The organism is Achromobacter ruhlandii (genome assembly GCF_002082135.1).
Taxonomy (GTDB): domain Bacteria; phylum Pseudomonadota; class Gammaproteobacteria; order Burkholderiales; family Burkholderiaceae_B; genus Achromobacter; species Achromobacter ruhlandii.
The window spans coordinates 4,030,195-4,048,274 of the sequence record NZ_CP017433.1; the positions used below are offsets into that span (position 1 = coordinate 4,030,195).

An 18,080-nucleotide genomic window follows, 5' to 3' on the forward strand; every position below is an offset into this window, starting at 1 on the left:
AGACCGGCATGAACGCTTCCCCGCCCCTGCTGTCCATCCAGCACCTCAGCATCGCCTTGCCCCGCGGCGGCGACCGCCCGTTCGCGGTGCAGGACGTGTCATACGACATCCACGCCGGCGAGATCCTTTGCATCGTTGGCGAATCCGGCTCGGGCAAGTCCATGAGCGCCAACGCCATCATGGGCCTGCTGCCCGACTACCTGACGCCGCAACAGGGCCGCATTCTGTTCCGTGGCACCGACCTGCTGCGCCAGGACGAAGCCACGCTGCAGGGCATGCGCGGCAAGGACATGGCCATGATCTTCCAGGAACCGCTGTCGGCGCTGAACCCGCTGATGACGGTGGGCGAACAGATCAACGAGGTCATGCGGGTCCACAACGCCTATCCCGGACCGGAGCGCATGCGGCGCACGCTGGAACTGCTGGCCTTCGTCGGCCTGCCCGATCCGGCCACGCTCTACCATGTCTATCCCTTCCGCCTGTCGGGCGGCCAGCGCCAGCGCGTCATGATCGCCATGGCGCTGGCGCTGGAACCGGCGCTGCTGATCGCCGACGAGCCGACCACCGCGCTGGACGTCACCACCCAGGCCCAGATCCTGGCGCTGATCGCCCGCATCCAGAAGGAAAAGGGCATGGGCGTGATGTTCGTCACTCATGATTTCGGCGTGGTGGCCGAGATCGCGCACCGGGTGGCGGTGATGGAAAAAGGCGTGCTGGTCGAACAGGGCCCGGCCGAGGAGGTGCTGAACCGCCCACGCCATCCCTACACCCAGCGCCTGATCGCGGCGGTGCCGCACCGCCGCGGCGAGGAACGCGCCACCGCCACGCCGGAACAACCGGTGCTGGAAGTGAAGGATTTGAGAAAGACCTACGTCGTCGGCCATGGCTGGCTGGGCGGCAAGCGCGAGGTGCATGCGGTCGACGGCGTCAGCTTCAGCGTGCGGCGCGGCGAGACGCTGGGCATCGTCGGCGAGTCCGGCTCGGGCAAGTCGACCATCGGCAAGTGCCTGCTCAAGCTGGTCGGCATCAACGGCGGCCAGTTGATCTTCAATGGCCAGGACATCGCCGCCATGCCGGAGTCGCGCTTCCGGCCGCTGCGCAAGGACATCCAGATGATCTTCCAGGATCCCTTCGCCTCGCTCAACCCGCGCCATACCGTGGGCCGCATCATCAGCGACGGCCCGGTCGCCAACGGCGTGCCGCGCGCCCAGGCCGAGGCCCGCGTGCGCGAGCTGCTGTCGCTGGTGGGTCTGGATCCTTCGGCCTTCGACCGCTACCCCAACCAGTTCTCCGGCGGCCAGCGCCAGCGCATCGGCATCGCCCGCGCCCTGGCGCTGGAGCCCAAGGTGCTGGTGGCCGACGAATCGGTATCGGCGCTGGACGTGTCGGTGCAGGCGCAGGTGCTGCAACTGCTGCATGACCTGCAGCAGCGCCTGAAGATCGCGCTGGTGTTCATCACCCACGACCTGCGCGTGGCCGCGCAGATCTGCAATTCGGTGCTGGTCATGCACCGGGGCAAGGTGGTGGAATACGGATCGCCCAGCCAGATTTTCGACAACCCGCAGCACGCCTACACGCAACAACTCATCGCCGCCGTGCCCGGCCAGCACTGGGATCCGACCCAGGCGCAGGCCGCGGCGTGAAGCGCATGACCCGCCGCGACGCCCGCGGCACCCCAACCAGGAGACTCGCATGCAACGCCCGCCCGCCGTGCCCACCGTCCAGATCGACAACGAGCAGGTCATCGTCACCGAATGGCGTTTTCCGCCCGGCGGAGAAACCGGCTGGCACCGCCACGGCATGAACTACGTGGTGGTGCCGCAGACCACCGGCCCGCTGCTGCTGGACACGCCCAACGGCCAGGTCACCAGCCAGCTCACCACTGGCGTGTCCTACTACCGGCCGGTGGGCGTGGAGCACAATGTCATCAACCCGGGCGACACCGAGTTCGTCTTCGTCGAGATCGAGATCAAGCAGCCGGGACAGGCCCCGGACGCCGGCTGTTCGCATTGACCGGCAGCCCTGGGCCGACGGCCACACATCGACCGTCGCGCCCTGAGCCACGCATCCACCCGCCGGTCGGCGGGCCCGGTTCCGCCGACACGCAAAGGACCACCATGAAGGCGTTTTTCTCGGAAGAACAACTGCTGCACACCCCCCAGCAGTTCATGCGGCTGGGACGCATCAGCGCCCCACCGACTTGCCCTCTCGCGCTCACAGCCTGCAAGGCGCGCTGGGCGCCCGCGGCATCGCGGTCGAGGCGCCGCCCGACTACGGCCGTCAGCCGCTGGAAGCCGTCCACAGCACGGACTACCTGGACTACCTGGAAACCGCGTTCGCCCGCTGGCAGGCGCTCAAGGCCCCGGGCGTCGACCCCGGCCCGGAAGTGCTGCCGAACCTGTCGCCCTACTACAGCGGCCGCGTCGAAACGGCCGGGCGCGGTCCCTGCCCGTCGCCGTCGATCGTGGCGCAGACCGGCTACTACCTGAGCGACCTGTCCTGCCCCATCGGCGCGCATACCTGGCGCTCGGCGCTGCGCTCCGCCCACAGCGCGGTGGCCGCGGCCGAGCACGTGGCAGTCTTCGGCGGATCGGCCTATGCGCTGTGCCGCCCGTCGGGCCACCACGCCCACCGCGACCGCGCTGGCGGCTTCTGCTACCTGAACAGCAGCGCGGCCGCCGCCGCGCGGCTGCTGCAAACCTGGTCCAAGGTGGCGGTGCTGGACGTGGACGCGCACCATGGCGACGGCACCCAGAACATCTTCTACCAGCGCGCCGACGTGATGACGGTGTCGCTGCACGCCGACCCTGCCGGCTACTACCCGTTCTACACCGGCTACGCGCACGAGCGCGGCCACGGCGCCGGCGAGGGCTGCAATCTCAACCTGCCGCTGCCGCACGGCGCCGGCAACGACCCGTTCCTGCGGGCGCTGGACACGGCGCTGGCGGCGCTGGCCGGCTACGGGCCGCAGGCCCTGGTGTTGGCGCTGGGGTTCGACACTTACAAGGACGATCCCATCAGCGTCCTGAAACTGGACATCGACGCCTACCGCGACATCGGCGCGCGCGTGGCCAGCCTGGGCCTGCCCACGGTGGTGGTGCAGGAAGGCGGCTACATGGTGCAGGCCATCGGCCCGGCGCTGGACGCGTTCATGCAAGGCCTGGCCCGCGCCTGAACCCCGCCATGGCCATCACCTCCGCCACGGCGCCCGGCGCCATCCCGGCCGCCGGTTCACGGCGGGCCGGTATCCTGCTGTTCTTCGCGGCGCTGGCGGCCTTCGCCACTTTCGACGCCGGCTCCAAGCAGATGCTGATGCGCTACCCGGCGCCGTTCCTGAACATCATGCGCTATCTCGCCGTGGCGACGCTGGCGCTGGGGCTGCTGTGGCGCCATGGCTGGCCCGACCTGCGCGCCGCGCCGCTAAAGCCCCTGCTGATCCTGCGCGGCCTGATGCTGGCCACCGTCGGCACCTGCTTCATGACGGCGCTGATCTGGATGCCGCTGTCCGAGGCCACGGCGATCTACTTCACCTCGCCCCTCATCATGGTCGCGCTGTCGCCCTGGCTGCTGGGCGAACGGGTGCGGCCGGTGCAATGGATGGCGGTGGCGGCCGGCTTCGCCGGCATGCTGCTGATCGTGCGGCCGGGCGCCGACCTGCCGGCGTTGGGCACGCTGCTGATGGCGGTGTCGGCGATCAGCTACGCCATCTTCCAGGTGCTGACCCGCAAGCTGTCGGGCAAGGTGGCCGGCCCGGTGCAATACGCTTACACCGCCTTCATCTGCCTGATCGTCACTGCCCTGCCCGCGCCCTTCTTCCTGCCGGATCCCTGGCCCGACCTGACGGACATGGCCTTGATCGTGGGCCTGGGCGCCTGCAGCGGACTGGCGCAGATCCTGCTCATTGCCGCCTTCCAACGCGTCGCGGCGGCCACGCTGGCGCCGCTGAACTACTTCCAGCTGCTGCTGGCGGTGGCCTTCAGCACGTTCTGGTTCCAGCGTCCGCCTGACGGACTGGCGCTGACCGGCATCGCCATGATCATGGCGTCCGGCGTGTTCCTGGCGTTGCGCCGTGCCGGCTGACGCGGGATCAGGTGGTTTCGCGCCGCACCAGCGTGAAACCCAGGTCGATGTGGCGCTGCGCGATGGGCTGGCCGGCCAGGTGGCGCATCAGCAAGAGCGCCGCCTCGCGGCCGATCTCGTAGCGCGGCGTGGCGATGGTCGACAGCGGCGGCGTGGTCCAGGCCGTGCCCGCAAAGTCATGGAAGCCCACCAGCGCCATCTGGCCCGGCACGCGCACGCCCAGCCGCCCGCACTGGAACACCGCGCCCTGCGCCAGGTCGTCATTGCAGAAAAACAGCGCGTCGCAATCGGGATGTCCTGCCAGCAGGGTTTCCAGCAGCGCCGCCCCCAGCGCGATCGACGACTTCTCGGGCGTCATGATCTCCAGCGCCGGATCGTACAGGCCGGCGTCGCGCAACGCCTGGCGGCAGCCTTCGCAACGCCGCAACGAGCGTGGATCGAGCTGGGCGCCGACGATGCCGATGCGCTTGCGGCCGCGTTCGACCAGGTGGCGGCCGGCGGCATAGCCAGACTCGAACTGAGAAAACCCGACGCTCATGCCGTCGCTGCCCTCGAGCGTCTCGATGGTGTGGACCGTGGGCATCCCCTGCGCCCGCAGCAGCTCCCAGACCCCCGGGTTGTGGTCGATGCCGGTCAGGATCAGGCCATCGGGCAGGTGCTGCAGGTACTTGCGCAGCAACGCCTCCTCGGCATCGGGCGAATACCCGGTGACGCCGATCAGCAGGTGGTAGCCCTGCTCGTCCAGCACTTCCTTGATGCCGTTGATGATGTCGACGAACACCACGTTGCTCAATGACGGGATCAGCACCACGATGGTCTGCGAGCGCGCCGACGCCAGCGCGCTGGCCGCGTGGTTGGGCACGTAACCGAGTTCCTGGCAGACCTCGGCGATGCGCAGGCGCACGGCCTCGGCCACCTTGTCGGGGGTGCGCAAGGCGCGCGACACGGTGATCGCGCTGACCCCGGCGCGGCGCGCGACCTCTTGCATGGTCACGCGCCCGGCGCGGGTGCTGCGGGGCTTTCGGATGGACATCGGCCGTTCTGAGCGGTTGGCGAGCACGTAGTCTGACCTAAAGATCGGGGCTTGCCAAACCAAAAATGTTAGCGCTAACATCAGCCTCGCGATATCCATAAGAATTCCGGAAAACGGAGAGGAGACAAGCATGCATGGTTCCCCCAAGGGGCGGCCTGGCGCCACCCCGCTGGCGCGCGCCGCCGACTGGTGCGCCCGGTTGCAGACCTGGCTGATGGCCGCCTGCCTGGTGGTCATGGTGGTGTTGCTGTTCGGCAATGTCGCCATGCGCTACCTGTTCAATTCCGGCATCAACGTGTCCGACGAGATCTCCCGCCTGGCCTTCGTCTGGATGATCTTCCTGGGTTCGGTGCTGGCGTTGCGCGACCACCAGCACATCGGCGTCACGATGCTGGTGGAACGGTTCGGTCCCGCCGCCCGCCGTGTCTCGCACATCGTCTGCCAATTGCTGGTGCTGTGGATGCTGTGGCTGCTGGCCGATGGCAGCTGGGCACAGACGCTGATCGGCCTGGACACCCGCCTGCCGGTGACCGCGATGCCGCTGGCGGTATTCAACGCCGCCGCGCTCTACGCCGCCGTCGCGATGGGCCTGCTGACCCTGTTCGACTTGATTCGCGTGCTGGCCGGCGGCCCGCTGCCCGCGGAATCCAGTCCCGAAGACCCGCTGGTCTGACCCCGGCCTCCTCGCCTCCCACGTTCGGACCCGCCCCCCATGATCCTGACCCTCTTCCTGCTGGTGCTGCTGGGCTTCATCGCCCTGGGCATGCCGATCGCGTTCGCGCTGCTGCTGAGCGCGATCGCCATGATGTTCCAACTCGATTTCTTCGACACCCAGATCCTGGCGCAGAACATGCTGTCCGGCGCCAACAGCTTCACGCTGATGGCGGTGCCGCTGTTCATGCTGGCCGGCGAACTGATGAACGCCGGCGGCATCTCGCGCCGCATTGTCAACCTGGCCAGCATGTTCGTCGGCCATATCCAGGGCGGGCTGGGTTACGTCGCCATCTTCGCCAGCGTGCTGCTGGCGGCGCTTTCCGGCTCGGCCGTGGCCGACGCGGCCGCGCTCGGATCGCTGCTGATCCCGATGCTGCGCGAGAAAGGCTACGACGCCGGCCAGGCATCCGGCCTGATCGCCGCGGGCGGCATCATCGCGCCGATCATCCCGCCGTCGATCTCGTTCATCATCTTCGGCGTCGCCACCAACGTCTCCATCACCAAGCTGTTCTTCGCCGGCATCGCCCCCGGGCTGATGATGGGCATGACATTGGTGGCGGTGTGGACCTGGGTGGCGCGCAAGCACGGCGCCATCAAGCCCGCGCCGCGCCAGCCCTGGAGCGCCCGGCTGCGGGCGCTGCGCGAATCGGCCTGGGCGCTGCTGCTGCCCGTCATCATCATCGGCGGCCTGCGCGGCGGCATCTTCACCCCCACCGAAGCGGCGGTGGTGGCTGCCGTCTACGCGCTGCTGATCAGCCTGTTCGTCTATCGCGAGATCGGCCTGCGCCACCTGCTGCCGCTGTTCATCAATGCCGCCCGCACCACCGCCGTGGTCATGTTCCTGGTGGCCGCCGCCATGGTCTCGTCCTACATGATCACCCTGGCCGACATGCCGCAGGACCTGATCGCGCTGCTGGAACCGGTGCTGGATCATCCCAAGCTGCTGATGTTCGCGCTGCTGGTGCTGCTGACACTGGTGGGCACGGTCATGGACCTGACACCCACCATCCTGATCCTGGCGCCGGTGCTCATGCCGGTCGTCACCCAGGCCGGCATCGACCCGGTGTATTTCGGCGTCATGTTCGTCATGGTGGGCTGCGTCGGCCTGCTCACGCCGCCGGTCGGCACCGTGCTCAACGTGGTCTGCGGCGTCGCCCGCATCAACATGGAAACCATCTGCAGGGGCGTGTGGCGCTATGTCGTGGCCTACACGCTGCTGCTGGTACTGCTGGTGATCTTCCCCGAACTGATCACCGTCCCCGCGAGCTGGATGCATTGAGGCCCGTGAACAAGCGCGCCGATCCGGCGCCACCTAGAAGAAGCCAAGGAGGAACACCATGAACATCCGTTTCAAGACCCGCCTCGTCGTGCTGGCCACGGCGCTGTCCTGCGCCTTCGCCGGGGCCGCCGCGGCCGCCGACGTCAAGCCGCGCCTGATCCGCTTCGGCTACGGCCTGAATGAAGACAGCGTGCAGGGCCGCGCCGCGCGCCACCTGGCGCAGGAGCTGGAGAAGATCAGCGGCGGCAAGCTCAAGATGAAGACCTTCGGCTCGGCCAACCTCGGCTCGGACGAACAGATGCAGGGCGCGCTGGTTGGCGGGGCGCAGGAAATGATGGTTGGCTCCACCGCGCCGCTGGCCGGCATGGTCAAGGAATTCGGCGTGTTCGACCTGCCGTTCCTGTTCAACAGCGAAAAGGAAGCCGATGCGGTGCTGGATGGGCAGCTGGGGCAGGACCTGCTCAAGAAGCTGGAAGCCAAGGGCCTGGTGGGGCTGGTGTATTGGGAAAACGGCTTTCGCAACATGACCAACTCCAAGCACCCCATCGTGCGCGCCGAGGACATGCAAGGCATCAAACTGCGCGTGATGCAGAACCAGATCGCGCTGGGCGTCTTCAACACCCTGGGCGCGAATGCCGTGCCAATGCCGTTCTCGGAATTGTTCACGGCATTGGAAACGCGCACGGTCGATGGCCAGGAAAATCCCATCACCACCATTCAGAGCAGCAAGTTCTACGAGGTGCAGCCCTACCTGACCATCACCCGCCACGTCTATACGCCCTGGGTGGTGATGGCCTCGAAAAAATGGTGGGACAAGCTGTCGCCCGACGAACAAAAGCTGGTGCGCCAGGCCGCCGAGGCCTCGCGCGATTTCGAGCGCAAGGACAGCCGCGCCGATTCGCTCAAGGCGATGGGCACGCTGGAGCAGGCCGGCATGAAGATCAATACCGTGTCGCCCGAGGAGGTGGCGCGGATGCGCGAAAAGGTACAGCCGGTGGTCGACAAGTACACCCAGGAACTGGGTCCCGACCTGATCCGGCAACTGAACGCCGAAATCAGCAAGGCGCGCAATTAGGTCCCCGGCGCGCCCGCTGGCGCGCCACGCATCACAGAAGCACACGAGGCACCCCATGACCGACACCCCCCGCAAGCTGCGCAGCCAGAAATGGTTCGACGATCCCGCCCACGCCGACATGACGGCGATCTACGTCGAGCGCTACCTGAACTACGGCCTGACGCGGCAGGAACTGCAATCGGGCCGCCCCATCATCGGCATCGCTCAGACCGGCAGCGACCTGGCGCCCTGCAACCGCCACCACCTGGCGCTGGCCGAGCGCGTCAAGGCCGGCATCCGCGACGCCGGCGGCATCCCGATGGAGTTCCCGGTGCATCCGCTGGCCGAACAGGGCCGCCGCCCGACCGCGGCGCTGGATCGCAACCTGGCCTACCTGGGCCTGGTCGAGATCCTGCACGGCTACCCGCTGGACGGCGTGGTGCTGACCACCGGCTGCGACAAGACCACGCCCGCCTGCCTGATGGCGGCGGCCACCGTCGACATCCCCGCCATCGTGCTGTCGGGCGGCCCCATGCTGGACGGCTGGCACGACGGCCAGCGGGTCGGCTCCGGCACGGTCATCTGGCACGCCCGCAACCTCATGGCGGCGGGCAAGCTGGACTACGAGGGCTTCATGACGCTGGCCACGGCCTCCTCGCCGTCGGTGGGCCACTGCAACACCATGGGCACCGCGCTGTCCATGAACTCGCTGGCCGAGGCGCTGGGCATGTCGCTGCCTACCTGCGCCAGCATCCCGGCGCCCTACCGCGAACGCGGTCAGATGGCCTACGCCACCGGCCTGCGCATCTGCGACATGGTGCGCGAGGACCTGCGCCCGTCCCATATCCTGACGCGCGAGGCCTTCGAGAACGCCATCGTCGTGGCCTCGGCGCTGGGCGCGTCCAGCAACTGTCCGCCGCACCTGATCGCCATGGCGCGCCATGCCGGCATCGACCTGAGCCTGGACGACTGGCAGCGGTTGGGAGAGGACGTACCGCTCCTGGTGAACTGCGTGCCCGCGGGCGAACACCTGGGCGAAGGCTTCCACCGCGCCGGCGGCGTCCCCGCCGTGATGCACGAATTGTTGGTTGCCGGCCGCCTGCACGCCGAATGCGCCACCGTGTCCGGCAAGACCATCGGCCAGATCGCCGCCGGCGCCAAGACGCACGATGCGGACGTCATCCGCGCCTGCGACGCGCCGCTCAAGCATCGCGCCGGCTTCATCGTGCTATCGGGCAATTTCTTCGACAGCGCGGTCATCAAGATGTCGGTGGTGGGCGAGGCGTTCCGCCGTGCCTATCTGTCCGCGCCCGGCGACGAGAACGCCTTCGAGGCCCGCGCCATCGTGTTCGAGGGCCCGGAGGATTACCACGCGCGCATCGAGGACCCCGCGCTGAACATCGACGAACACTGCATCCTGGTCATCCGCGGCGCCGGCACGGTGGGCTACCCCGGCAGCGCCGAAGTCGTCAACATGGCGCCGCCCTCGCATCTGATCAAGCGCGGCATCGACTCGCTGCCCTGCCTGGGCGACGGCCGCCAGAGCGGCACCTCCGCCAGCCCGTCAATCCTGAACATGTCGCCCGAAGCCGCCGTCGGCGGCGGGCTGGCGCTGCTGCGCACCGGCGACCGCATCCGCGTCGACCTGAACCAGCGCAGCGTCATCGCGCTGGTGGACGAAGCCGAACTGGCGCGGCGCCGGCAGGAGCCGCCGTACCAGCCGCCGCCGGCGCAGACCCCCTGGCAGGAACTGTATCGTCAACTGGTGGGCCAACTGTCCACCGGCGGCTGCCTCGAACCGGCGACGCTGTACCTGAAGGTGGTCGAGACCCGCGGCGATCCGCGCCACTCGCACTGACACGGAGGGTCGGGTTCAGGCCTTGAAGAACTGGTTGAAGGCGGCCCACTGCGTGAACAGGCCGGGCCATGCATGCACTAGCGAATCCGGCTTGCCCATGCCCCAGCCATGTTTGCCAGCCGCGAAGATGTGCATCTCGGCCGGCACGCCCAGGCGCCGCAAGGCCGCGAACATCAGCAGGCTGTTGTCGACCGGCGCGATCGGGTCGTCCTGCGCCTGCGCCAGGAAAGTGGGCGGCATCTGCGCCGTGGCCAGAAGGTCCACGGAAAACGCCGCGCTTTGCTCGGCCGTCGGATGCTGGCCGACGATCGAACGACGAGCGTGGGTATGGTCGAACGGCGGCATGAAGGTCAACACCGGATAGATCAGCCCGGCGAAATCCGGCCGTGACGACAGCCTGTCGGCCTCGTCCACCGGCTGGTAGCGCGCCAGGCCGGGCGTGGCCGCGGTCATGCCCGCCAGGTGTCCGCCCGCGGAAAACCCCAGTACGCCGATGCGGCCGGTATCCAGGCCGAACGACTGTGCCGAGGCGCGGATCACGCGCATGGCGCGCTGGCCGTCCTGCAACGGCGCCATGGCCGGCCAGTGCTCGCCCGGCAGGCGATACACCAGTTCGAACGCCGTGACGCCCAGGGATTGCAGCCACAGGCAGGCGGGCGTGCTCTCGGCGCCGCGCTCGATGTGGGCATAGCCGCCCCCGGCGATCACCAGCATCGCGCTGCCATTGGGACGCTCGGGCCGGTACACCACCAGCCGTGGCCGCGACACCCGCGTGACCGCCCCCTTGGCGCTGACCTGCTCGGCTTCGCCCGGTCCGGGCCCGCCCGGCGCGCGGCTGCCCGGCCAGAGATCGATGGCCTGCTGACCCGCCGGCGCGGCAACCGCCACCGCCGGTTCCGTCAAGAGCCCCAGCGCCGCGCCCGACAGGCCGGCCAACAGCAGTTCTCGTCGCTTGATATGCATGGATCTTCCTCGCGGGCGCGCCATGCCGGCGGAACCACACGCCCGCCAGCCCGGCCACGCTGCGGGCCATTTAAGCAGAGAAATCCGGCAGGCAGACCCAGCCGATGAAAGGTGCCGGTTTCGGCGCGTTACGGCGCGCGCAGGCTTTCGACCGGGCTTTACGCGCCTGCCGCCGGGCCGCCGGTTTCGTCGGGCGTTTTCCCTTGCGAATCAAGCGCTCGCGGACTGGGACGGCTCAGCACATAGGCGGCGCTTGCAAGGAAGAACAGGCCGACGCCTGATGCAAGCAGCAGCGAGGGATGCGCGCCCCACCAGAACAGGCCGTAGCCCACCGCCATGCCCAGCGACGCATACAGCTTGCCCTTGCGCGACACCGCCCCCTGTTCGCGCCAGGCGCGCAGCGAGGGGCCATAGGTGGGGCTGTCCAGCAGCCAGCGCTCCAGGCGCGGGGACGAACGCGAAAAGCAGCCCACCGCCAGGATCAGGAAAATCGTCGTCGGCATCACCGGCAGGAAGGCGCCGATCACGCCCAGCGCCAGCATCGCGCAACCCAGGATCAGCCACAGTGCTCTCATCATGATGGAGTGCAGGATAACGCAGTTGCCTGTCCGGAACATTCGCACACGCCTGCGGTCAGACCTCCTCCCGCCGCGCCGGCGCCCGCCCAGGAGGCTCCCTTGACCACCGAACCGCTCAACGCCAAGACCCGCCGCCCCCGTGCTTCGCTCGCGGTCACGCCCGTCGCCGAAGCCGAAGCCACGCCGTTGCTGTACATGAAAAAAGCGCTGGCCCAATTACAGGCCGGCCGCCAGACCCCCGAACGCGTGCGGGCCGCCGGCCTGCTGGCCAGCGCCATCGCCTGGCTCAATATCCTGACCTGCAGCTAGGCCCGCGCCGCATCGGCACGCGCCCGAAAGCAATCGCCGCGTCCGCGGCCAGCCGCTCGTCCGCGGCCTTCACGGCCGGCGTGGAACGGTCCTGTCCGCCGCACATGGGTATCTCATCCGTCCACGGCGGCGTCACCGGCGCGGCGGCCAGGCATGCCGCCAGCATCAGGCAAGCACTCACCAGGGCAGGCTTGAGATGAACGGCGGGCATGAAGACTGCCTGTCGAGTATCGAAGACTGTCTCCGAAAGCGCGCTCCCTCCGGCCCCGCCGCGCGCGGCGGGGCGCGGAACGGCCGCCCCTCATGTTCTAGTCATCTAGATGTCACCATGAAGGCATATCGTCTCTGCCGATCCCCATCCCGAAGGCATCCCCTCATGCTCACCCTGCCCCGCATCCAGGACCTCTTCGCCCACCATGGCGCCGCCTACTATGGCGGCGAGGCCATCAGCCAGACCGAACACGCGCTGCAATGCGCGCAACTGGCCGAACAGGCCGGCGAGTCCGAGGCCCTGATCGTCGCCGCGTTGCTGCACGACATCGGCCACCTGATGCTCGCCGAAAGCATCACCAACGACATGCGCCACCAGGAAGTGGCCGCCGCAGCGCTCGCCGCGCTGTTCGATGACGAAGTCACGGCCCCGGTGCGCCTGCACGTCGCCGCCAAGCGCTACCTGGGCGCGATCGAGCCCGCCTATCTGGACACCCTGTCGCCCGCCTCGGTGCAGAGCCTGGCCCTGCAGGGCGGCGTGTTCACCCCGACGCAGGCCGATACCTTTGCCGCGCAATCGCACGCGCTGGCGGCGGTGCGGCTGCGCCGCTATGACGACCTGGCCAAAGTGGTCGGCCTGCCCACCCCGCCGCTGGCGCACTACATGGATATGGCCCGCCGCTGTCTGCGGGCGGCGTGAATCCGGACGGTGCGCCGCGCGCGGAATGGCGCGCCCGTTTTTCAGCACTGTTCAGCAGTCCGAGATTTGGCGCGGCCATCTAGCCGGGCGCCCGGAAAGAACCAATCATCTGACGCGGCGGAAAGCACGTTGGCCGCCTTGGAGCCGGCGCCCGCCGGCCAGGCATCGCGTTCCTTTCGGAGATATCGTGAACAGTCCCGCCATGCAAGCCATGATGTACGACGCCCATCGCAAAAGCGTCGGCGTGGCCTACCTCCTGTGGTTCTTCCTCGGCAGCCTGGGCGGACACCGTTTCTACACCGGCAAGACCGGCTCGGCCATCGCCATGCTCATCCTCACGGCTCTCGGCTTCGCCTTCAGCGCCGTCGGCTTGGGCTTTGCGCTGCTGTCGGCGGTGGGCATCTGGGCAATCATCGACGCTTTCCTGATTCCCGGTTGGATCCGCAATACCAACATGCTGCTGGCGGCAACGCTGTCATCCGGGAACTCGCCCCTGCCCTGAAACGTGCGCGGCCCGAGTCACTTCCGACGGCCACGCTCGTCCTTGTCGTACTTGCGCCAGTAGGCGAACTCTTCCTCGTGGACCTCCAGATCCAACTCGGAAACACGCAGCTGCAGCCGCTCCTGTACATCGGCAACCGCGCGGTTGTAGATGGTCGGCCCGATTTCCTCAAGAATGAATCCCAGCAACGCCCCCGCCGCGATGTTGCCGATCGGTTCTTCCATGTGCTGATCGAAATACCGGCGCAGGGAAGCGATGGCGGTATCGCGTACGTCTCGCTCTAGTTCGATGGCCATGTGGCGTCCTCATGTTTCAGTGGGGCCGCGCGGCCAGGAACAGGGCAGGCCCCGCCGCGCAGGCGTCGATAGTCATAGTGCCACACCCCCACCCTTGTGACGACGGCTGACACGGCGCTATTGCCGGAACCACCCCGCGCGCTCGCCGCGCGTGGCATGGATGTAGTCCCACTCGGCCGCGCAGGTCGAGCACACGAACGCTTCCTGCCGGGCCCGCCCTTTCACGACCGCCAGGCTGCGAACGTCTCCCAGGCTGATAAGACGGGCATGCCCTTGCGCGCCGGCTTGGCCCTGCACGATGTCTCTGCACTCATCGCAATCGTTCATCGCTTCTCACCTTTCATTTTTCTTTCAGGAAAATCCTACAAAATGAAAAGAGCCGAAGTTTCATGAATTCTCACGGAACGATGACGTCCATCACGTCCAATATGACGGATACCGGCAGGCGAGGAAATTTCTGTCGAAAGGATTTGAGTCGGTTTACCGCGCGGGCGGCGCGGCGTTATATCCGGCGGACCTGGCGATTACTCGACGGCGGATCAGGCTCCTTCGTCATCGGCTCGCCGTCGGGCCCAGCGCAGAACACGCGTCCCTGCAGGTGTTCGGAATACAGTCGTTCGTAAAGCTCGGGACTGACCTCGACACCATCGTCCGGCCAACCCTGTGGGCTGGCCTCGTACACGTCACGCAAGCTGTCCGGATAGAACGCCAACCGGCTGGGCGAGAAAATGATAGGTGGTCATCAGTATCCCCAGGCTTCCCAGTAGATCAACGAGGCCCTATCAGCAGGGGCAACACGGTGCGTCGCGCGTACAACCACGCCGAGTATCTGGACGAGCGCCGGCAACTGATGCAGTGGTGGTCGGATTATCTCGATCGCTGCGCAGTCAAGGCGGAAAATTGAAGGCCAAGGGGCCTACCCTTATTATTTTTGGCCCTACCTCATGCCTACCCTTAAATCGCTTGGTGCCACTTGGCAGCACTTGGCGGCGCACAAAGCAAAAAGCCGCGAAGTCAAAGACTGTCGCGGCTTTCGGGGTGGTGCTTGACTAGCTCTATCAAACACTCACTTTGCAGGAATTTGGTAGGCGGTATTGGAATCGAACCAACGACCTCCACGATGTCAACGTGGCGCTCTAACCAGCTGAGCTAACCGCCTGCAAAGAAGAAGAATTATATAGTGCTTTTTTAAACTATGCAAATCGTCTTTTCAGATTTTTTGCTGTCTTCATTGCGCTTCGGATGTAGTGTGAATTGCTTGGCATATACATGCCACACCCTTCGACTCGAACATTCCTCAACACAACGGCTGGTTTGGTTTTTTCAACCGCTCCCGCCGGCACCGCACTACTTTTTCCTTCTATTTCTTCGCGTCTGCGGCATGCACCGCAGCAACGAAGAACGAGATTCTATCAGAACTTTTTATTCCTTGCTCGACCTCGACGCCACTGCTGACATCGACCGCCCAGGGACGCACGGATTGCACGGCGGCGGCGACGTTGCCGGGGTTCAGCCCTCCGGAGAGAATCAACGGCCGCGACACCGGATCGGCCTTCACGTCCGCCAGCAAGGCGTGATCGAAGCCATGGCCGCTGCCGCCGAAACCGGCGCTGTAGCTGTCGAACAGCCAGCCGGCGGCCTCGCCAAAGGCGCGGCAATAAGTGGCCAGGCCCTCCGCCGTTTCCAGGCCGGGCGCGCCAGCGCGGAAGGCGCGCAGGTAGCGATGGCCGTGGCGCGCGCAGTCCTGCGGGGTTTCATCGCCATGGAACTGCAGCAGTTCGGGGCCGACCTCGTCCAGCACGGCCCGCACCTCGTCCGGCGACGGATTCACGAACAATGCCACCACGTCGACGAATGCCGGCACCACGCGGCGCAATTGCGCGGCGCGGGTCGGCGTGACGTAGCGCTTGCTCTTGGGGTAGAAGACGAAACCGATCGCATCGACGCCGGCCGCAACGGCGGCGTCGATGTCTTCTTCGCGGGTCAGGCCGCAGATCTTGATGCGTGTGCGCATGGCGTTGATTGCTTGCGTCGCGCGGCGCGACAAATGTGACCAGTATAAGGGGAGCCTTGCCGGCGCGCCGGCGGGGCGCGGACTCAGGCGCCGGGTTGACCGACTGTCGCCATGAAGGAATCGAAACTGCCTTCGGCCACGCTGAACCAGGGGATTTCCTTGTCACGGAAGGCCTTCATGCTCTCGTACAACTTTTTGAACATCGGATCCTTGGCGGCGAGTTCCTGGTACAGCTTGAGCGCCGCCTCGTGAGCGGCCTGCAGCATCGGCCGCGGAAACGCCTTGAGCTGCGCGCCGCGCTGCACCAGCCGGCGCAGGGCGTCGGGATTGCCGGCGTCATACTTGGCGATCATGTTGGCGGTGGCCATCCGGCTCGCCAATTCCAGCGCCGCCTGATAGGACTTGGGCAGTTCGTCGTGCGCCTGCTGGTTCACGTAGAGTGACAACTGCAGCGTGCCCGCCCACCAGCCCGGAAAGTAGTAGTTACGCGCGACCTTGTACAAGGCCAGGTTTTCGTCATCATGCGGGCCGATCCAGGCCACGGCGTCGACGCCGCCCTGCTCCAGCGCCGCATAGGTGTCGGCGATGGGCAGGTCGACGGGCGCGGCGCCCATGCGGGCCAGCACCTGGCGCGCGAAGCCGCCGGCCTTGATCTTCAGGCCGCGCAGGTCGTCCACGGTCTTGACCTCGCCGCGGAACCAGCCGCCCATCTGCGCGCCCGTGAGGCCACAGGGGAAGTTCAGGATGTTGTACTTGCCGAACAGCACGCGCGTCAGGGCCAGGCCTTCGCCCTGCAGCATCCAGGCGTTCATCTGCCGCGTGTTCAGCCCGAACGGCACGCCCGCGTCAAAGCACAGCGCGGGGTCGGTATCGAAAAAGCGGGTCGAAGCCGTGTGGCCGCAATCGACGATGCGATGCTGCACGGCGTCCAGCACCTCGCCGGCATCCACCAGGTCGCCGGCCGAGAAGATCTCGATGCGGAACTTGCCGTCGGTGACATCGCTGACATAGCGTGCCACGTCCTCGGCGCCGGCGAACAGGGTCGGCGACTCATTGGGAAAACTGGAAGCCAGCCGCCAGGACACAGCCGGCGCTTCCTGCGCATAGACGGGCGCGGCGATCGCGGCGCCGGCTGCGGCGCCCAGGGCGGTTCGTTTCAAAAACGCGCGGCGTTGCATGAGACAGGCCTCCATTGGGCGCCGGCAGGCGTCCGGCTAGGACGGGTTGCCCGGCGGCTGGGTGAATGGCGACAACAGCAGCGCGCCGCCGTCCAGCTGGTCCAGGCCGAACTCGTCCGGATAGTCGATGGCCGACAGATACAGGCCGTCGGGAGAAAACGTCGGCGCGCCGCGCTTGCGGTCGCGCCAGGACAGCAGTTGCGCCATCCAGTCCACCGGTTCGCGGCCCTGCCCGATCTGCAGCAGCGCCCCCATGATATTGCGCACCATGTGATGCAGGAAGGCATTGGCGCGCAGCGTGAACACCAGGAACGGCCCCCGCTCTTCGATGTCGAGCCGGTGCATGATGCGCACCGGATGCCTGGCCTGGCACTGCGAGGAGCGGAAGCTGGAGAAATCGTGTTCGCCCAGCAAGGCGCCCGCCGCCGCGCGCATGGCCGCGACATCCAAGGGTTGGTGGCACCAGCCAGCGCGGCCGGCCCACAGCGCGGGACGCACGCGGCCGCGCCACAGCAGGTAAACGTAGGTGCGGGCCCGGGCGGAAAACCGGGCATGGAAATCGTCCGGCACCGCCTGGGCCCAGTGCACGGAAATGCTGGGAGGCAGGAATGCGTTCACGCCCCGCACCCACGATTCCATGCGCCGATCCAATACCGTGTCAAGGTGGATCACCTGCATCGCGCCATGCACGCCGGTGTCGGTGCGGCCGGCGCAGACCGTGGCAACCGGATCGGCCACGCCACAGAACCGCGCCAGCGCGGCTTCCAGGGTGTCCTGCACCGTCTGCCGGTGTGGCTGGGTCTGCCAGCCCTGCCAGGCGGAGCCGTCGTATGCCAGCCCCAATGCAACTCTGGACATCGTTCAGATCCGGGAAGAACTGCCCGCCGGGCGCGGTTCGTCCGTGGGCGGTTCGTCCAGGTCGAGGCTGATGGAGTCGAGCTTGCGGTTCAGCGCCGCCGTGTCCAGCGCCGGTTCGTTGTAGGCATAGGTTTCCTCGTCGTCGTCGCCGCGGCGGGCGCCCGCGCGCCGCAACACCCAGGCGATGGCGAAAGCGATCAGCGCCAGCACGGCGGTGACGATAACGAGCAGGTTGTCGGCCAACCAGGCCGGCATCGAAGAAGTCAAATCCTTATCCTTGTTGTTGCTCGCCGCCGCATCCGCGGCGGCCTTGTCTTGTTGCGTGGCGGCGGTCGATGCGCCGGCGGGGCCAGTCGCGCCGGTGGCGCCCGGCGCGCCGGCTGCCCCGGGGATTCCTGCGCCGCCTGGCGTACCGGCCACGCCGGGAGCGCCCGCTGCGCCTGTGGAGCCGGCC

At 67.2% G+C, this 18,080-nt stretch carries 18 protein-coding genes, 1 tRNA gene and 2 pseudogenes; 11 read left to right on the top strand and 10 right to left on the bottom strand.

Features of this window, described 5'->3' with window-relative positions; genetic code table 11:
* Positions 1-8 precede the first annotated feature (8 nt).
* The 4 genes and pseudogenes from AruCF_RS18145 to AruCF_RS18160 all read left to right on the top strand — a co-directional run bounded on the left by AruCF_RS18145 (position 9) and on the right by AruCF_RS18160 (position 4,080).
* Entirely contained in the window at positions 9-1,643 is a 1,635-nt protein-coding gene (locus tag AruCF_RS18145; RefSeq protein WP_049075061.1) for an ABC transporter ATP-binding protein, read from the top strand.
* Positions 1,644-1,692: 49 nt separating this feature from the next.
* A complete protein-coding gene (locus AruCF_RS18150) occupies positions 1,693-2,013 on the top strand; it encodes a cupin domain-containing protein (protein ID WP_049075062.1) in 321 nt (106 codons plus the stop codon).
* Between the two features lie 104 nt (positions 2,014-2,117).
* Positions 2,118-3,175 (top strand): annotated as a pseudogene (locus tag AruCF_RS18155) (histone deacetylase family protein).
* Positions 3,176-3,183: 8 nt separating this feature from the next.
* Positions 3,184-4,080 carry a DMT family transporter gene (locus AruCF_RS18160; RefSeq protein WP_049075064.1) on the top strand — a complete coding sequence of 299 codons (897 nt, stop codon included), beginning with the start codon at positions 3,184-3,186 and terminating at the stop codon, positions 4,078-4,080.
* A gap of 7 nt (positions 4,081-4,087) precedes the next feature.
* Here the strand turns inward: AruCF_RS18160 and gntR are convergent, their stop codons facing one another.
* Complete coding sequence (gene gntR, locus AruCF_RS18165) at positions 4,088-5,113, bottom strand: HTH-type transcriptional regulator GntR (protein ID WP_049075065.1); 1,026 nt, start codon at positions 5,111-5,113, stop codon at positions 4,088-4,090.
* 130 nt (positions 5,114-5,243) lie between these two features.
* Here gntR and AruCF_RS18170 point away from each other — a divergent pair, with 130 nt between their 5' ends.
* Genes AruCF_RS18170 through AruCF_RS18185 form a run of 4 tightly spaced genes read left to right on the top strand, consistent with a single transcriptional unit; the run spans position 5,244 to position 10,018 of the window.
* Positions 5,244-5,786 carry a TRAP transporter small permease gene (locus AruCF_RS18170; RefSeq protein ID WP_049075067.1) on the top strand — a complete coding sequence of 181 codons (543 nt, stop codon included), beginning with the start codon at positions 5,244-5,246 and terminating at the stop codon, positions 5,784-5,786.
* A gap of 39 nt (positions 5,787-5,825) precedes the next feature.
* Positions 5,826-7,106 (top strand): TRAP transporter large permease, encoded by a 1,281-nt coding sequence (locus AruCF_RS18175; RefSeq protein ID WP_049075069.1) that lies wholly within the window; start codon positions 5,826-5,828, stop codon positions 7,104-7,106.
* A gap of 58 nt (positions 7,107-7,164) precedes the next feature.
* Entirely contained in the window at positions 7,165-8,181 is a 1,017-nt protein-coding gene (locus tag AruCF_RS18180) for a TRAP transporter substrate-binding protein (RefSeq protein ID WP_049075071.1), read from the top strand.
* Between the two features lie 55 nt (positions 8,182-8,236).
* The gene (locus tag AruCF_RS18185) at positions 8,237-10,018 is read left to right on the top strand and encodes an IlvD/Edd family dehydratase (protein ID WP_049075072.1); all 1,782 of its coding nucleotides are present in this window, start codon (positions 8,237-8,239) and stop codon (positions 10,016-10,018) included.
* Between the two features lie 15 nt (positions 10,019-10,033).
* On the opposite strand, the gene AruCF_RS18190 is transcribed toward AruCF_RS18185, so the two are convergent.
* Both AruCF_RS18190 and AruCF_RS18195 read right to left on the bottom strand, forming a co-directional pair.
* Positions 10,034-10,981 carry an alpha/beta hydrolase gene (locus AruCF_RS18190; protein WP_049075073.1) on the bottom strand — a complete coding sequence of 316 codons (948 nt, stop codon included), beginning with the start codon at positions 10,979-10,981 and terminating at the stop codon, positions 10,034-10,036.
* A gap of 158 nt (positions 10,982-11,139) precedes the next feature.
* The gene (locus AruCF_RS18195) at positions 11,140-11,559 is read right to left on the bottom strand and encodes a YbaN family protein (protein WP_197487198.1); all 420 of its coding nucleotides are present in this window, start codon (positions 11,557-11,559) and stop codon (positions 11,140-11,142) included.
* A 99-nt stretch (positions 11,560-11,658) separates the two neighbouring features.
* Between AruCF_RS18195 and AruCF_RS18200 the strand changes: the two genes are divergently transcribed.
* From AruCF_RS18200 to AruCF_RS18210, 3 genes are all read left to right on the top strand, one after another.
* Complete coding sequence (locus AruCF_RS18200; RefSeq protein WP_049075074.1) at positions 11,659-11,868, top strand: hypothetical protein; 210 nt, start codon at positions 11,659-11,661, stop codon at positions 11,866-11,868.
* Positions 11,869-12,244: 376 nt separating this feature from the next.
* The gene (locus AruCF_RS18205; RefSeq protein WP_049075079.1) at positions 12,245-12,778 is read left to right on the top strand and encodes a phosphonate degradation HD-domain oxygenase; all 534 of its coding nucleotides are present in this window, start codon (positions 12,245-12,247) and stop codon (positions 12,776-12,778) included.
* Positions 12,779-12,965: 187 nt separating this feature from the next.
* Positions 12,966-13,280, top strand: a complete 315-nt coding sequence (locus AruCF_RS18210; RefSeq protein WP_231891728.1) for a TM2 domain-containing protein — start codon at positions 12,966-12,968, stop codon at positions 13,278-13,280.
* Positions 13,281-13,297: 17 nt separating this feature from the next.
* Here AruCF_RS18210 and AruCF_RS18215 read toward each other — a convergent pair whose 3' ends face one another.
* The 7 genes and pseudogenes from AruCF_RS18215 to AruCF_RS29965 all read right to left on the bottom strand — a co-directional run.
* Positions 13,298-13,576 carry a DUF2164 domain-containing protein gene (locus tag AruCF_RS18215; protein WP_049075083.1) on the bottom strand — a complete coding sequence of 93 codons (279 nt, stop codon included), beginning with the start codon at positions 13,574-13,576 and terminating at the stop codon, positions 13,298-13,300.
* 117 nt (positions 13,577-13,693) lie between these two features.
* Positions 13,694-13,903, bottom strand: a complete 210-nt coding sequence (locus AruCF_RS18220) for a hypothetical protein (protein ID WP_049075085.1) — start codon at positions 13,901-13,903, stop codon at positions 13,694-13,696.
* A gap of 755 nt (positions 13,904-14,658) precedes the next feature.
* Positions 14,659-14,735, bottom strand: a tRNA-Val gene (locus tag AruCF_RS18225).
* Between the two features lie 201 nt (positions 14,736-14,936).
* The gene (locus tag AruCF_RS18230; RefSeq protein WP_049077980.1) at positions 14,937-15,590 is read right to left on the bottom strand and encodes a phosphoribosylanthranilate isomerase; all 654 of its coding nucleotides are present in this window, start codon (positions 15,588-15,590) and stop codon (positions 14,937-14,939) included.
* 83 nt (positions 15,591-15,673) lie between these two features.
* Positions 15,674-16,768, bottom strand: a complete 1,095-nt coding sequence (locus AruCF_RS18235) for a TRAP transporter substrate-binding protein (protein WP_049075087.1) — start codon at positions 16,766-16,768, stop codon at positions 15,674-15,676.
* Positions 16,769-16,804: 36 nt separating this feature from the next.
* Positions 16,805-17,626, bottom strand: coding sequence for a tRNA pseudouridine(38-40) synthase TruA (gene truA / locus AruCF_RS18240; RefSeq protein WP_049075088.1), 822 nt, complete (start codon positions 17,624-17,626; stop codon positions 16,805-16,807).
* A gap of 3 nt (positions 17,627-17,629) precedes the next feature.
* A pseudogene (locus AruCF_RS29965) lies at positions 17,630-18,080 on the bottom strand (peptidoglycan-binding protein LysM); the annotation flags it as partial.

What these genes read in the sequence shown, in the direction of transcription:
- AruCF_RS18145 (WP_049075061.1), top strand. Translation starts at nt 9, where the DNA reads ATGAACGCTTCCCCGCCCCTGCTGTCCATCCAGCACCTCAGCATCGCC.
- AruCF_RS18150 (WP_049075062.1), top strand. Translation starts at nt 1,693, where the DNA reads ATGCAACGCCCGCCCGCCGTGCCCACCGTCCAGATCGACAACGAGCAG.
- AruCF_RS18160 (WP_049075064.1), top strand. Translation starts at nt 3,184, where the DNA reads ATGGCCATCACCTCCGCCACGGCGCCCGGCGCCATCCCGGCCGCCGGT.
- gntR (WP_049075065.1), bottom strand. Translation starts at nt 5,113, where the DNA reads ATGTCCATCCGAAAGCCCCGCAGCACCCGCGCCGGGCGCGTGACCATG.
- AruCF_RS18170 (WP_049075067.1), top strand. Translation starts at nt 5,244, where the DNA reads ATGCATGGTTCCCCCAAGGGGCGGCCTGGCGCCACCCCGCTGGCGCGC.
- AruCF_RS18175 (WP_049075069.1), top strand. Translation starts at nt 5,826, where the DNA reads ATGATCCTGACCCTCTTCCTGCTGGTGCTGCTGGGCTTCATCGCCCTG.
- AruCF_RS18180 (WP_049075071.1), top strand. Translation starts at nt 7,165, where the DNA reads ATGAACATCCGTTTCAAGACCCGCCTCGTCGTGCTGGCCACGGCGCTG.
- AruCF_RS18185 (WP_049075072.1), top strand. Translation starts at nt 8,237, where the DNA reads ATGACCGACACCCCCCGCAAGCTGCGCAGCCAGAAATGGTTCGACGAT.
- AruCF_RS18190 (WP_049075073.1), bottom strand. Translation starts at nt 10,981, where the DNA reads ATGCATATCAAGCGACGAGAACTGCTGTTGGCCGGCCTGTCGGGCGCG.
- AruCF_RS18195 (WP_197487198.1), bottom strand. Translation starts at nt 11,559, where the DNA reads ATGATGAGAGCACTGTGGCTGATCCTGGGTTGCGCGATGCTGGCGCTG.
- AruCF_RS18205 (WP_049075079.1), top strand. Translation starts at nt 12,245, where the DNA reads ATGCTCACCCTGCCCCGCATCCAGGACCTCTTCGCCCACCATGGCGCC.
- AruCF_RS18215 (WP_049075083.1), bottom strand. Translation starts at nt 13,576, where the DNA reads ATGGCCATCGAACTAGAGCGAGACGTACGCGATACCGCCATCGCTTCC.
- AruCF_RS18220 (WP_049075085.1), bottom strand. Translation starts at nt 13,903, where the DNA reads ATGAACGATTGCGATGAGTGCAGAGACATCGTGCAGGGCCAAGCCGGC.
- AruCF_RS18230 (WP_049077980.1), bottom strand. Translation starts at nt 15,590, where the DNA reads ATGCGCACACGCATCAAGATCTGCGGCCTGACCCGCGAAGAAGACATC.
- AruCF_RS18235 (WP_049075087.1), bottom strand. Translation starts at nt 16,768, where the DNA reads ATGCAACGCCGCGCGTTTTTGAAACGAACCGCCCTGGGCGCCGCAGCC.
- truA (WP_049075088.1), bottom strand. Translation starts at nt 17,626, where the DNA reads ATGTCCAGAGTTGCATTGGGGCTGGCATACGACGGCTCCGCCTGGCAG.